Origin of the sequence: Desulfosporosinus sp. I2, assembly GCF_000960765.1 — a bacterium.
In the GTDB taxonomy this organism is placed as follows: Bacteria; Bacillota; Desulfitobacteriia; order Desulfitobacteriales; family Desulfitobacteriaceae; genus Desulfosporosinus.
The window spans coordinates 25058-39570 of record NZ_JYNH01000027.1; the positions used below are offsets into that span (position 1 = coordinate 25058).

Sequence of the window (14513 nt, forward strand, 5' to 3'; positions counted from 1 at the left end):
TTCAGATAAGAAGAAACAGTGCACCTGTCCCCTTGTTTTCTGCTATAATGACTAAGTGAGAAAATCGGGTTTAGAATTGAGGAATGAGAAGTATGGTTCAATCACATCTTGGGGAAATAGCTGCACTTGCAACGGCTGCATGTTGGACGATCACTGCAGTTGCTTTTGAATCAGCAGGGAAAAAGGTTGGTTCACTGTCCGTAAATATTATCAGACTTGTCATAGCTTTATTGTTAATCTCAGGGTTTAATTTATTTGCACGGGGTATGATCTTACCTTTTGATGCTTCAGGGTCTACTTGGATTTGGTTAACCATTTCTGGACTAATAGGCTTTGTGATTGGAGACTTATTTTTATTCCAAGCTTATGTGCAAGTGGGTTCACGTATTTCAATGTTAATTATGTCTACTGTACCACCGATCACGGCAATAGCAGGCTTCGTGCTAATGGGAGAAAGAATTACTTTATTAGGTTTAGCGGGTATGCTGATTACCATTTCAGGGATTGCCCTTGTGATTCTTACCAAAAGTTCAACGGATAAAAAAATTGAATTTACTCATCCTATCAAGGGATTAATCTATGCTTTTATTGGCGCACTGGGACAAGCCTTCGGACTAGTTTTTAGTAAGTTTGGAATGGGGTCCTACAACCCTGTTGCAGCAACTCAGATCAGAATAATTGCTGCAATTTTCGGCTTTGCTGTCGTTATTACGGTTTCAAAGAATTGGGAAAATGTCTACATAGCGTTGAAAGATTCTAAGGCGATGAAAAATATTTCAATAGGATCTTTTTTTGGGCCGTTTATAGGGGTCTCACTTTCCTTATTAGCGGTTCAACATGCACCAACTGGCATTGTTTCCACGATCATGTCTATTACTCCGATTCTGATAATTCCAGTTTCGATTCTCTTTCTAAAAGAAAGAGTATTCCCCAAGGAAATTATAGGAGCCTTTATATCCCTGATAGGGGTTTCACTTTTGTTCCTCTAAAACGAAAAGTGCTCATCCCTTTAGCTTATAAGAGGAAACTTGCAGGATCATTTCTTGTATACTGTATTTTAGCAAAAAGTTATAGACACATATATTTAGGACAGTTATAATAAAAACATCCTTGTAGATCTGAGAGCAAAGAAGCTCTAAGAGGCGTTTTTAACAGCGCTTTTTAGAGCTTCTTTTTATTATTTTTAGTATGTAAATTATGGCTAGTTTTCAGTATAACATGGCGTTTTTCTGGCCATCAATGACCGGATCTATCCAGCGAGAAGGAGCCAAGCTAAAGGTTTATGCCAGATAAGTTTTATATTGGGAGGTTAGTATTGATGACCATTAATACTGGAGATGTGTCTTTCGTCGTTATCTGTACGCTCTTAGTTTTCTTGATGACCCCTGGACTGGCATTGTTCTACGGAGGAATGGTTAGAAAACGCAATGTGCTTTCTATCATGATGCAAAGTTTTACTGCTATAGGATTAGTGACGGTTATTTGGGTCGTCTTTGGATACTCTTTGGCCTTCGGACCAGATCACGGCCATTTAATAGGTAATTTGGATTGGGTAGGTCTAAAGGGTGTTGGGCTTTCCCCTAATCTTGACTATGCTCCGACAATCCCCCATTTGTTGTTTTTCTTATTCCAACTGATGTTTGCAATTATTACACCTGCAGTCATCAGCGGAGCAACTGCTGAACGATTGCGCTTTACAGCTTTTATATTGTTTGTACTTTTTTGGAGTACCTTTGTTTATATCCCACTGGCTCATTGGGTTTGGGGAGTGGGTGGGTGGATGCGAAATCTTGGGGTTTTGGATTTTGCCGGTGGCACTGTCGTAGAAATGGCTTCAGGAGTGTCGGGATTAGTGGCAGCCTTTGTCATTGGCAAACGGATCACTGTAGGATATGAATGGAATATTCCTCATCATATGCCCAACGTTCTTTTTGGCGGTGGATTATTATGGTTTGGTTGGTTCGGATTCAATGCAGGTGGGGCAATGGGGGCAAACGGCGTGGCAGTGTTAGCTCTTGCAACGACCCAAATAGCCGGAGCAACTGGAATGATTGGGTGGTCGCTATTGGAATGGCTTCATCGTCGCCAGATTACAGCCTTTGGTGCAGTGAGCGGCATTATTTCCGCTCTTGTGGCAATTACGCCTGCTGCAGGGTATGTCTCAACGGGTAGTTCACTTCTGATTGGATTTATTGCAGGAGGAGTATGTTATTTAGGCGTAAGTGTCCTTAAGGCCAAATTAGGCTATGACGATGCCTTGGATGTCTTCGGAATACATGGAATTGGAGGGACTTGGGGTACGATAGCTACTGGGATTTTTGCAGATCTAAGCCTTAATCCACAGGGGAAAAACGGCTTGATAAATGGCGGAGGAATTGAGCCCGTTTTAATTCAATTAATAGCAGTAGCCGCAACGTATTTGTTTACTGGTATCATGACATTTGTTATCTTAAAGGGAATAGCAAAGTTAACCCCCCTTAAGGCAACTGAGGATGAGCAAGCGAATGGCTTAGATTTAACTCAGCATAGGGAGAAGGCCTATCCCGACTTTGAACTTAGTGAGAATGTCTTTATTTAGAGAGCATTTTCACCGTGTTCGCCCGTTCGGATACGGATCGCATCCAAGACGTCATAGACAAAAATTTTGCCGTCTCCAAATTTCCCGGTTTTTGAAGTGTCAGCGATGGCGGCAATGACCATATCCACTTTTTCCGTGGGGACAACCACTTCAAGTTTGATCTTCGGTAAAAGTTTTGTTTCAATTTCTTGCCCTCTGTAAATTTGTGTGTAACCTTTTTGTTTACCAAAGCCCATGACATTAGAGACGGTCATCCCTTGAACATCAATGTTTGATAACATGATTTTTACATCATTTAGTTTTTCTGGTCGAATAATCGCTTCGATCTTTTTCATGGTTTCATCCTTTATCTTTAAAAATTGTCTGATAGGCTATAAGCTACAGTACTATATATTATATCAGATGTTTTCTCAGGATAATATGCTTTTAAAACGAAAAGCCGGGCTTAAGCCCGGCTTTGAGGAGTCTTTTTCTTGAAAGGAGAATTTTTTCCTCGGTCTGGTTTCCCTGTCTGAGCTTTATCGGTCGCTTTATTTGACATGTGTTTTCCTCCTCTCGAAAATTTGACTAAATTAAGGCGATTGCTGTTTTAAGGATTTATCCTTTATGGGTTGTTTCTTGATCTTTTCCGTAATCGGTCCGTCCGTCCTGGTCTGGCTGGTGGCTATAGGGGAGATCTTCACGTTTTGGGAATCTCCTCTTGTTCTGTTGAGACTGCTCCATTGTATTCCTCCCTTAATGTTGGAATACATTTAGGATAACCCTATGAATGGATTATTATGTTGAGGTTTCGAGCCCATCGAAGGAACATCAGGTATAAAAAAGGACCCCCTTAGAGCAGGAGGTCCAAAAGAGGACTAAACTACATGAAAAAGACGAAAAATGAACCTGTAATTATTATAAGTAATTCTTCGTAAAATGTAAATAATTGTAACCATGTAATATTTGGTAGTTATCCAAACAAAGTATTAGGTTATTAACTTATTTCTTGTAAAAGAGGTACAGACTAGACCTTGTCGTGAATGTAGAAATATTTTTGCCAAAAATTGCATTGATCGTTATTAATAAAAGGATAATTGTATTGACATGATTTGAGACAAATGTTAGACTCAGCGTAATGAATTGAATAAACTATGCTCTTATCCGGAGTGGTGGAGGGACTAGCCCGATGAAACCCGGCAACCAGCTAAGCTCGCTATGATATTCATGGCTGGCACAAGCATGGTGCTAATTCTTGCAGGAGATTCTTCTGGCAGATAAGAGGAGCGTCGATATTTAAAATTTGGCCTCTTCTATTTACGGAAGAGGTTTTTAGTATTATCAGGAACTAAAGGATCTTCTAAACGACTATGAGTGACATAGTGTACAAATCTGGAGGTGGGGACATTCATGAGTGTAGAAAAGACATATGCTGAGATTAATGCCAAAATTAAAGCTGGCAAAGCAGTCGTGGTAACAGCTGAGGAATTGATCGCCCTTGTAGAGGAAAAAGGTCTCTCTCAGGCTACCCAAGAAGTTGATGTGGTAACGACGGGAACCTTTGCGCCCATGTGTTCTTCAGGTGCTTTCTTAAGCTTTGGCCATACAACGCCCCGTATGAAGATGCAGAAAGTATGGCTGAACGGAGTATCCGCATATACTGGCATAGCAGCTGTTGATGCCTATATCGGCGCCACGGAGATGCCAGATGATGATCCACTAAACAGCAACTATCCTGGTGAATTTCGGTACGGTGGGGGACATGTTATTCATGACTTGGTCGCACGTAAACCGGTCAAATTGAAAGCATTGGCTTATGGCACAGACTGCTATCCACGCCGAAACCTTGAAACGACTATCACACTCGATGATATCAATGAGGCAATTCTTTTTAATCCCCGTAATGCCTATCAAAATTATAACTGTGCAGTGAACCTGACGGATCGGACAATTTATACCTATATGGGCATGATTAAACCTCAGTTGGGCAATGCCAATTTTTCAACTGCGGGACAACTGAGCCCTCTCTTAAAGGATCCTCATTTTAAGACAATTGGAGTAGGTACGAAGATATTTCTTGGCGGCGGGGTTGGGTATGTTGCTTGGAACGGTACACAACATTTTCCGTCCATGATTAACGAAGAAGGTCAGGAACTGGGGAGCGCTGGGGGAACACTTGCCGTCACGGGGAATCTAAAACAAATGAGCCCCAGATGGCTTGTCGGGACTAGTTACCTTGGGTACGGTGCGACACTCAGTGTTGGGATCGGGATTCCCATTCCGATTCTCAATGAAGAGATCGCCCGATATGCAGCTAAGAAAGATGAAGAACTGTTTGCTCCGATTGTGGACTATGGAGCAGCCTATCCATCCTTTACCCCGGGTAATCTCGGGTATGTCAGTTATGCTGAACTTAAGAGTGGAAAGATCATGGTAAATGGTAAAGAAGTCATAACCGCTCCGTTGTCGAGTATGCCTCGGGCGCGTGAAATCGCCGCAACTTTAAAGAGTTGGATTCAAAAAGGCGATTTCCTCCTGACAGAACCTGTTAAGGCTCTTCCCTCACCCGCTGATGGCTTTATCGCTCACAGTATTAAGGAGGCTTGATTTAATGTCGCCTAAAAGAATAGTTTTGCGTTTTGGGACAGATATCTCGGTTAAGCCGATTGTCTATCGGTTGGTTAAAGATTATGACTTAGTGGTGAATATAGTAAAAGCCGACGTTAACCCGCAAAAAGAAGGAACCATGATTTTAGAGGTTACAGGGGAGCAAAGTGAAAAGGGCCTAAGCTATCTGCGTGATCTGGGGGTTTCAGTACAGGCTCTTAATCAAGAAATTGTCCGTAATGAAGAAAAATGTGTCATGTGCGGAGCGTGTACAGGCATTTGCCCGACCGGAGCCTTATATATGGAGAGACCTTCAATGGAGGTCCTCTTTGATGGAGACCAATGTGTTTTTTGCCAACTTTGTACAAAAGTCTGCCCTATGAAGGCAATGGAGGTCCGTCTATAATTGGATTTCATCGAACGCAGTTATCGGCAACGTCATCGACAGGAGGATCTGGTCCATTTTCAACTATCAGTGGGGGAAACGGACCTTGATATTGGGGTACGGAAAGAACGGTATTCTGACCAACTGGTTGAATGGATAGAAGAGACGATTCGGGCCTGTCGTAGACCGCTCGAGGACTATATCCAGAAAGACCCTGCTTTTGCCATGGCCCTGACGCCTTACACTGTCTTGCCAAATGCCCCTCTAATTGTTAAGACTATGGCAGAAGCTGGTCGCCTTGCAGGCGTGGGACCAATGGCTGCGGTTGCAGGTGTCATATCAGAGCTGGTTGGGAAGTCGATTGCCAAACGCTCAAGAGATGTCATTGTGGAGAATGGTGGAGATATCTTCTTGCGAACAAGCCGCATCCGAAAGGTCGGGGTTTTTGCAGGGGATTCACCGCTTTCCAATCGTGTTGCAATCGAGATCCGACCAGAACAAACTCCTCTTGGAATATGTACTTCATCGGGTAAAGTGGGGCATTCTTTAAGCTTTGGTAAATCGGATGCTGTTGTGGTGATTTCTCCTTCTGTACCCCTAGCAGATGCGGTTGCAACAGCAACCGGGAATCTTGTTAAGACAATCAATGATTTAGAAAGAGCCCTCGAATTTGCCTCAGGGATCGAAGGAGTTACGGGTGTATTAGTTATAAAAGATGACCGCTTGGCAGTATGGGGAAGTGTTAAGTTAATCCCTATGAACGTTTAAGATAAGTTTGATATTAGTTATGATATCTTCAAAAAGCGTCCCATTTCACTATCAAAGTGGAGAGGACGCTTGTGCTTTGTTGTTATACATAGAAAGAAACCTCCCCGTCGGGAGGTTTAAGTTTTTGCGCTAATGTCTTTATTTTAGCTAGATAACTTGTACAACTTCAATTTAGCACGAATTATGGGGGGAATCAATGCCCAGTTTTTGGGATATGTATTTTAATGAGACTATCTTCGCTCTTTTTTCTGAATTTAGCCACATTAACCACTTTTTTGTACAGTTGGAAAGGATAGATTTTAGAACTCCTATTTATTAGAAATTAGACGTAAGTCGTGAGTTAATTCTTCGTACTTTTATAAAGTAGTTTAGTGCTATTTTTATGGGTTTATCGATAGGATAAGTTGAAAGTGCTTTGTAAATTGCCCGGTAGTGGAGGGTTAAAATGAGGAAAAATTTGAAAAGGAAGTTCAATGCTGTCTATAACGGAGATTTCCAGAAAGCAGGTAAGGAGCAACTTCAATTTCCTGAGGCATGGCTTCAAATCGGAGGTAATCATGAAACAAAATGGGATTTTAGACCCCAAGTCACGGAAGGCCCATTAGAAATTACCAATACAACCGCCATTAGAGCGGGAATCATTCAAACGGACGCTGCTGCTCTTAATGTAAAAAGGGAAAAGGAGTGGCTTATTACGCTTGTTTTTAAGTGTGCTATGCCTGAAACTCAGCCCTATCTACGCCTTTACCCCATCTTATTGAATGGAGAAGTGTCAAAGCCTTGGGAATATTACGTGAGAGCTGGGTCGGAGCTTGAGACTGAGCAGCAGTATAATGATCAATATGATTCATTCAAACAGATCATCAGTGTTGGGGCAGCTTTTAACTTCCTGCGTTTAGAAACGGGTATTTTAGGTCAGGGGTCTTTCTACGTATACAAACTAATAGCTCATTGCCTGTCCCCAAAGCGCAGGATAAAACGGGTTATTAGAATAAGACGAGAGATTCGCCAGATTAGTTCTATCCAGACGATCGGTGAAATAATTAAGCCGATCAAACTTGCTATGCCTATCCCGTTAAAAATCCCAGTAACTGTCCAAGCAAATGTTAATGCGGATATTCGGAATTTGACACCCCTTCGCGACAGTGTCCAAATTTATGGAAGTAGTCAGGTTCCTTTAGCCACGTCCATTTGCGGAAGAGCCCAAGTTGAAATTAGCGGACATGGGTTTCATGAAAGTATGGAGGATGTAACTGCAAACCAGACCAGATTGTTTACGACAACACGCGATGTCTCGTCGTTACCACGCATTTCGTTTGCGGTTTATAATTTTGGAAATCATCAAGCCTATGTACAGGCTGAGCTTAGCCCCGACGGAATTCATTGGGCACTTGAGGGGGCGCAACAAATGGTGGAAGAAAAAATGTTAATCATTGTTACACCGAAAAATTTCCTGCGTTATATAAGGTTGTCATATGGGGCGGAGAGTTTAACTACGCTAAGAATTTGGGTTCAGGCTCAAAATTAGATTTAGATACATAAAATATTGAATATAAATTAACTTCTCTTATCCTAAGTGCTAAAAGGTGGGGCGGAAATGACTGAAACAAACCAAGTTTATAATAGTCATTTCCTGTTATGGCAAGAGACTGGTAAACTCTTTTCCTCCGCGGGAAACGCGTAGGATGAAATTTACAAACGAACGATATAAGTTGACCTGGAATATAATGGATTATGGAAGAAAACCTTGGTGTGAGGGGAAGATGGCTATGGACGGACTTGCTTTAGTCTTTTTTTTGGCCGTTGTAGTTGAAAAAATTGTAGAAATTTTTAAAGATGTTGTTTATGCTATTCCGATTTTCCCAGATAAGTTCAGGCCGCTTACTTTGGAATTATTAAGTTTAGCGTTTGGGTTAATCCTTGCATTTCAGAGCGGAATTAATGCTTTGGAGCTATTAGATGTTAAGATCATGGATCCTCAAATAGGTATCGGGATTACGGGACTTGTGATCGGAAAAGGGTCAAACTTTGCTCATGATTTCTTTCATACGTTTAGTAAGAATACAAAGTCGTTGAGTAGGTGAACTTGGTAAGCGGTCTCGGGGTCCGATCCAGACCAGGTGTTTGATTCGCAGAGGGCTAGTACCTAGAACCTCTATAGTTGTTCTGTTGGCAAGGGCCCGGAAATTCCGGGCCTTAATTTATAATTGATATGAAAGAGGCAATTAACCCACATCAGACATAAACTATTACTGCTAAGGAAGTAGGGGGAATTTGGGGGTGTAAGTATGGTACAATCCCGTTGTGTAAAATGTGGAAATAGCCAATTTGAGGTTGTCCACGCTAATAATCTTGAAGGGACAACGAGAGCCCTGCTCTTTGTTCAATGCTCAAACTGTGGATCGGTGGTGGGTGTGCTTGATTTTTTAAATTTAAGTGTTCAAGCTGGACGGGTCAAAAATGATCTAAAAACTATGGCAGAAAGAATATTGGTTCAACTTAAAGATAAACAATAAGGAAGAAGTCATAATAATCTGGTACCTATGTCAAGGACAAATTGAGCTAAGTGTTACAAAAGATGATTTCTGTATAGTACAGGAGTCATCTTTTGTCGAAAAATTACCCGTCAAGCCCTATCGCGTAAAGCATTAATATTCAAAGAGGTCGAATATTTTTGACGATAGTCTTTAATTAATTAGCAGCTATTGATTAATTTCTGATAGATCTCCAACATCATCTTGCCAACCTTGGACCAAGAATAATGGTTATGTACGTGCTCCATTAAAGGTAGAGGAGAGGCATTAAACGATTGCTCAAGGGCTGTACGTAAGCTTAGGTCGTCCATTGGGTGCACGTAGAGTGCCATGTCCCGAAAATATTCCTGAGGGCTTCCTTGGTCTGTTGAGATTATTAGTGTGCCGCAAGCACTGGCCTCTAGGCTGGATAGGCCAGGGGTTTCAAACCAACTGGGTAAGGCATGTGCTATGGCAGCTGAATAAGCTGACGCAAGAAGTGCACCCTGCAGTGTTCCTAGATGGGTGACGTTTGAAGTAGCTGTTACGCTCTTATAATAAGCAGGGTCATTAACAGGTCCGAGGAGAACGAGAGGAAGATTCAGGTCCTGACAAGCCTTTGCTAACCACAGCTGGTTCTTTCGGGGTGAGATTCTCGCTGCACAAAGCACAAATTCTTGGGGTAGATCAGGGAACTGTTCCCGGAAGAGTTGAGGGGTTGCCCCGATGAATGAATCCGGAAACCCATTTGGAATCACTTCATAAGCCGCGGATTTGGGAAAGTCCTGTTGAAGAACGTCCATTTCAATCTGACTGTTGGGGAGTAAGAGATCACATTCCCGCACGAGGCGAGCTCGCATAGGTTGCATATGTTTCCAGACTGATAGGGCATTAGGACTGGCACCTTCTCTCTTAAAGTAAGTATTAGGGGGCCAATATATAGGAGAGAGGACAGCCTTTTTTCTTTGCTTTTGGGCATTGAGAAAGAATAGGTAGCTTTCTTTAATACGGGTAATATTAAAAATATGAACTAAGTCATAGGGCGACAGATCATGATTAGGGTCAGTGGAAAGATGAACTTCAACGCCGAGTTTTTTAAGCTCCTGCCCAGTCGAAACCATCTGCACAGTATCACCGGCAGGGGTTTTCATGAAGTCCGGGCGGGCTTGGAAAAGTACTTTCATAAAGAATCCTCCCCAAAGATACTATTATAAGGGATTTTGTCTATAACCTTTCGAGATCCTGGCGGATAGAATTAATACGGTGTTGATAAGTATGGTTCTGATAAACTTCCGCTTGGCCCTGACGTGCAATTTTATGACGGAGATCCTCACGGTTAAGATAAAAACGTACCAGCTCAATTGTCTCGTCCGGATGACGGCTCCAAACGAGGTGCTCATGGTTTTTAAACATATTTTCAATGGCTGGGGACCAGTGCGTGAGAAAAAAGGCTCCACAGCCTAGTGCTTCAAACGTTCGCATGCTCATCATCGAAGGAGAGTCAATCACAGAGTGTAAGCCTAGAACAATCTTGGCTGAGGAATAAGCGACAGGTAATTGGTCGTAGGGCAAATATCCTTGATACACCTCTGGTTCTATGGTGTAACGGTCCGCATTTGTCAGCCATTGTTCATTTCCGAAAACCTTTAGATGAAACGGTCCAGAACGTAAGGGAGTAAGAATTATTTCTACTCCGACTCTCCGTTGGGGATACGCAGTATAGTAATTAGCAACGAGAAGTAAGTCGCAAGCATACTCCTGCGACGGTTCTGAAGGATGATGAAAAAAAGGATTACAAGCAAAATGAAAAAACCGGGCGTGGTGTTTCTCCTGCCGATAAAGGGGAAGGCATTCTTGGGCGGGGGTAAGAACTAAACTGGCTCCGCGGGCCAGAGGGCGGGACATATTGCGCCAGTCTGGCGGATCATCAATAGCCCAATAGACGAGTGGCAGAGCATGACGGCGTAAAAGAGGAAATAGTCTCGGAGCTACTGTGGAAATCGAAACCCCCTCAGCTAAAGCAAAGTTAGGTTTCCAAGTTCGGAGCATTGCATTTAAACGCTCTTCCCAATCGGATTGGTGGACTGGGACAGAGCGGATGTCATCCATCGGTGAGAAACCCGAGGCCAACCCATGACACAATAAGGAGGAATCATTTAAAAACAAAACGTTCATTCATAGTGTCTCCATTGATGGTTTGATTCTTCAATCGCAAATTCCAAGGTTTTAATGAGGGTTGCAGAGTTAATATGGTATCGTTGAGCAGCCTGCTCCACGCTCATATTGAGTAAACTTTTGGCCCCTCAACCGAATGTCAAAATGCCAAACTTCCTAAAGATCTTGACCGTCTGTGGATAGGTGGATAAAATTTCTGCAAGATTGGTGGTTAAATCTAGGTGATCCATTTGTTCCAAAAACCCCCTTTATTTTTTTGATCCTCTTTGTCGGATTGAAGTTGACTAAGTTGAGTTTCCAGCTTCTCAAGAGAAGAGTCACGCTCTTCTTGCTTAACCAACATACCTTGGAGAACTTGAGATAGACTTTGAGTTTCTCTTTCCAGATGGGACATGGCTTCCTTAACTGGTTCAAGTTCATCGAAAAGCGGGAGATCATCCTCTTGTTTAGTTTGAAGGGCATTTTCCGAAATAACTCCTATGATTTGGTCAAACTTAGAGAGCATGTCATGAACTGCAAGGCTAAGAAGCGAGTTTTCTTGCTCGAGATGGGCGACTGTTTTAATTAAAGTTTGGAATTCGTCGTTTTCTTTTATAGGCAAGGGCTGAAGGACCTCCTCAGTAGGTTTTTCAGATACGTTAGGGGCTTCGAGTTCATCTTCAGGAGCTTCGGGTAATTTAAAGGTCACTGCTCTTTCAAGGCTTTCGGTTGTTTCAGATAGTTCGATGAGCTTGGATACTTCGATAGTCGGGGATGTCATAGAGACCTCCTCCGAATCACCCGCGGAATGGGTTGCAAGGAGGGAAATTTTTGACGGGAAAGCCATGCTAATATTCTCCACAACAGAAGGCGCCGAAAGAGGATCGCAATGGGACGATAGTTGCTCGGGATAGAAAGCGGGCACAGGAGGAGGAACCGGATGATAAGTTTGGGTGGAGATGGTTTGGTATGGAGTTTGCGTAGGAGTCTGTTGATAAATAGTGAAGCCTAATTCGTGGTAATATGCCGGAGCGTGTCTTACCCCTTGATCTTCTAACCAGTAAGTCTGATGGAAATTCCTTCTGCCTTTATGCACCCATTGAATGAGCTGATGGAAAGGGGTATGAGAGGAAACTAATTTCCATCCTTTGCCATCGTTTTGCATTATGACTTCTTCTCCTGTATAAACAAGCAGCCAAAGAACCCCGTTGATTTCTAAAGCCCCCAAATTTTTGCAAGGGGTATTAAAGGTTTTAATGGGAGCGGGTGAGGGGTGCCAAAGACTGGCTAATTCATGGGCGTCGATTTGCTGTGCTGAGCGAAGTTCAAACTGGCCATTGGGAGTTTTTACAACCCAGAAGAGATGATGAACATTGTCGGAGGTCATCAGTGTCGCCATATCCATGACTTCACCCGTAATCTTTAGGGTTTCGGTTGGTGAGCCCCATATGTGAAATGTTCCGTTAAAGCGGTTAGTAAAGAGCAGGGAATGGCGACCTTGAAAGGTAACGGTTAAGAAATGAAGGTTTCCTTGACTATCTAAGTTGACGTGATAAAGGGGTTCTCGAGAGTGAACAACTTCACCCATATGAGTGCTGCTCCAGGAGGTACCGTTCCAAAAACGATGTTCTATCCGCCAAAGTTCCGGTATGGATTGATGAGTCGAAGCGTAAAAGATATGTATCGTCTTACCTTGTGGGAAAAGAAAAAGCCGACGGTATCTTGTGCCACGAACGTCTAATTTGGCGATTAAGGTCGTCTGAGGTGCCCCTGCTCCAGAAACAAGAGTGTAACACAGATCCCCGCTTGTTTTTAGAACTACCAGATGAATGGTTTTGGAATCAGTCATAATTCCATGAGCCAAAAGCACTGGTTCTTGGATTCGATAGAAGGGATCCTGACTGCTTTCATTGAAAAGGGCACACCCTTGAGAATCTATGTGCAAGTAGCAGGAGTCATTTTCATACGTGAGGAGAAGGGACGTCAAAGTGTTTCGAGTAAGGAAAGCCAATACGATCACTTCCTTTGTTTTATGGTCAACAAGTGATCCATTCCGTGTAAAGAAAACTTGCTGGCGCCAAGCTTGCGAAGGCGGCCGCTTAGTTGCACTTATGCTTCTAGAAAGTTATACTTCTTGCCTTGTACAAAGAAAGGGCCGTTATGGACGGCCCTTTCTGACAGAAAAGGCAAAACAATTTATTACATTAAAGGGGGGCACATCTAAGGATTATTGACAAGTATCCAACTGAGGTGGGAAGAAATCACTAGGGAAAGGAGTGAGATTCGTGTCAAAGAAATTTAGACATGGATTTTCTGGAATATTGGGGAATTCTTCGCAAAGTGGAGGCTCTGGGCAGAATCCAAAGGCTGGAACAAGAAGTTGTACTAAGCCAGTAACTTTAGTGATCACAAAGCTTCCTATTGCAAGCTGAATCGTAGCTACCGTGAACAGCGGGCTAGTTAATACTTCAGTTCTTGTTTCAACGCGTAGGTTGAAGTCGAATTCTGGACGAGTGGGTGGGAAGTACATCACAATATCTTTGTTAATATCGGGTAGATTTCCGGTTAGGGTGAACAAAGCACCGGTTGCGTCTCTTAAGGTTAACGTATAGGGGATTTGGATTGTGAACTGAACTCTTGAGAAATTAGGTCGTGCTGGAATGGGTGTGATGACAACACTGCCGGGAACGATTACCCCTGTAGCGAAGGTCATGCTAATAAAGGTGAACGGAGGAACACCCGTGGGTAGGGTCACAGTGAAGGCTGGGAAGCATTCCCTTTGAAGACAACTTGCATAAACCTTTTCAACAATGATGCAGACGGATTCGGTAATTTCTTCGAGTTGATAAGGGTCTGTCAAATCAATGGGGTCACTTGGTGACAAGGCAGATCCAACTCTACCCACGGTAACACCCCGTGGAGGGAAAGAAGTCGGAAGTGCGGCCGCAATGGTATTGGTAAGTGTGTTTATGATGCTAATTGAGCTATCTCCTTCGTTGGCAACCCATAACTGGGTGCCATCGCCGGTTACATCTAGTCCTAGAGGGTTTATGCCAACAGGAATTGTAGTGATCACGTTAAGTCCGGTTGTCGAAAGTACGGAAACGCTGTTAGACCCAAAATTGCTGACATACATAAAGACTGGATTGACAGGATTTGCTGCGATTTTCTGAGGATTTGAGCCGACTGGGATTAAGCTCAATAGTGCATTGGTTGCGGTATTTATGACACTGACGTTATTGCTGCCGCTATTGACCACAAAGAGTTTTGTATTATCCAAGCTAACAGCTAGCCCGTTGGGTGAAGTACCGACTGGGATCGTAGCGATGACGGTGTTGGTGACTGGATTGATAACAGAGACTGAATTGCTGCCTCCATTGCTTACGTAGACACGGCTGCCATCACGGGCAATAGTGACATCGATGGGACTTGTGCCAACCGTTATGGTACTTACCACGGAATGGGTTTGGAATACTAATGACAGAAACAGTTTCCACTTTCCGAGAGTTTTTGTCACATAAGCTGTAGT

14 protein-coding genes and 1 riboswitch are annotated in these 14513 nt (G+C 43.0%); of the genes, 8 read left to right on the plus strand and 6 right to left on the minus strand.

Going from position 1 to position 14513, the window contains the following annotated elements:
* The first annotated feature begins 92 nt into the window (after positions 1-92).
* Together UF75_RS08875 and UF75_RS08880 are read left to right on the plus strand one after the other, a co-directional pair.
* Entirely contained in the window at positions 93-989 is an 897-nt protein-coding gene (locus UF75_RS08875; RefSeq protein ID WP_045574248.1) for a DMT family transporter, read from the plus strand.
* Positions 990-1318: 329 nt separating this feature from the next.
* Positions 1319-2578: an ammonium transporter gene (locus UF75_RS08880; RefSeq protein ID WP_045574249.1), complete on the plus strand. Its 1260-nt coding sequence runs from the start codon at positions 1319-1321 to the stop codon at positions 2576-2578.
* On the opposite strand, the gene UF75_RS08885 is transcribed toward UF75_RS08880, so the two are convergent.
* Both UF75_RS08885 and UF75_RS30690 read right to left on the minus strand, forming a co-directional pair.
* A complete protein-coding gene (locus UF75_RS08885) occupies positions 2575-2913 on the minus strand; it encodes a P-II family nitrogen regulator (protein WP_045574250.1) in 339 nt (112 codons plus the stop codon). The two genes, UF75_RS08880 and UF75_RS08885, sit on opposite strands and share 4 nt — an antisense overlap.
* Before the next feature lie 262 nt (positions 2914-3175).
* Positions 3176-3301, minus strand: coding sequence for a hypothetical protein (locus tag UF75_RS30690; protein ID WP_282433788.1), 126 nt, complete (start codon positions 3299-3301; stop codon positions 3176-3178).
* 413 nt (positions 3302-3714) lie between these two features.
* Positions 3715-3841: riboswitch (SAM riboswitch) on the plus strand.
* 126 nt (positions 3842-3967) lie between these two features.
* On the opposite strand from UF75_RS30690, the gene UF75_RS08890 reads away from it, so the two are divergent.
* From UF75_RS08890 to UF75_RS08915, 6 genes are all read left to right on the plus strand, one after another.
* Positions 3968-5164, plus strand: a complete 1197-nt coding sequence (locus UF75_RS08890; RefSeq protein WP_045574251.1) for a homocysteine biosynthesis protein — start codon at positions 3968-3970, stop codon at positions 5162-5164.
* Positions 5165-5168: 4 nt separating this feature from the next.
* Positions 5169-5570 carry an NIL domain-containing protein gene (locus UF75_RS08895; protein ID WP_045574252.1) on the plus strand — a complete coding sequence of 134 codons (402 nt, stop codon included), beginning with the start codon at positions 5169-5171 and terminating at the stop codon, positions 5568-5570.
* Positions 5571-6317 carry a UPF0280 family protein gene (locus UF75_RS08900; RefSeq protein ID WP_045574253.1) on the plus strand — a complete coding sequence of 249 codons (747 nt, stop codon included), beginning with the start codon at positions 5571-5573 and terminating at the stop codon, positions 6315-6317.
* Positions 6318-6762: 445 nt separating this feature from the next.
* Positions 6763-7845 (plus strand): DUF6385 domain-containing protein, encoded by a 1083-nt coding sequence (locus UF75_RS08905; RefSeq protein WP_045574254.1) that lies wholly within the window; start codon positions 6763-6765, stop codon positions 7843-7845.
* A gap of 241 nt (positions 7846-8086) precedes the next feature.
* Positions 8087-8401 carry a hypothetical protein gene (locus UF75_RS08910; protein WP_045574263.1) on the plus strand — a complete coding sequence of 105 codons (315 nt, stop codon included), beginning with the start codon at positions 8087-8089 and terminating at the stop codon, positions 8399-8401.
* A gap of 204 nt (positions 8402-8605) precedes the next feature.
* On the plus strand, positions 8606-8833 hold the full coding sequence (locus UF75_RS08915) for a hypothetical protein (RefSeq protein WP_045574255.1): 228 nt from the start codon (positions 8606-8608) through the stop codon (positions 8831-8833).
* Positions 8834-9012: 179 nt separating this feature from the next.
* Here the strand turns inward: UF75_RS08915 and UF75_RS08920 are convergent, their stop codons facing one another.
* From UF75_RS08920 to UF75_RS26195, 4 genes are all read right to left on the minus strand, one after another.
* The gene (locus UF75_RS08920; RefSeq protein WP_045574256.1) at positions 9013-10014 is read right to left on the minus strand and encodes a glycosyltransferase; all 1002 of its coding nucleotides are present in this window, start codon (positions 10012-10014) and stop codon (positions 9013-9015) included.
* Positions 10015-10054: 40 nt separating this feature from the next.
* Positions 10055-11005, minus strand: a complete 951-nt coding sequence (locus UF75_RS08925; RefSeq protein WP_045574257.1) for a glycosyltransferase — start codon at positions 11003-11005, stop codon at positions 10055-10057.
* Between the two features lie 217 nt (positions 11006-11222).
* On the minus strand, positions 11223-12929 hold the full coding sequence (locus UF75_RS08930; RefSeq protein WP_242860171.1) for a hypothetical protein: 1707 nt from the start codon (positions 12927-12929) through the stop codon (positions 11223-11225).
* A gap of 282 nt (positions 12930-13211) precedes the next feature.
* Positions 13212-14513, minus strand: a 1302-nt coding sequence (locus UF75_RS26195; protein WP_052693080.1) for a YncE family protein, incomplete at its 5' end; no start/stop codon positions are given.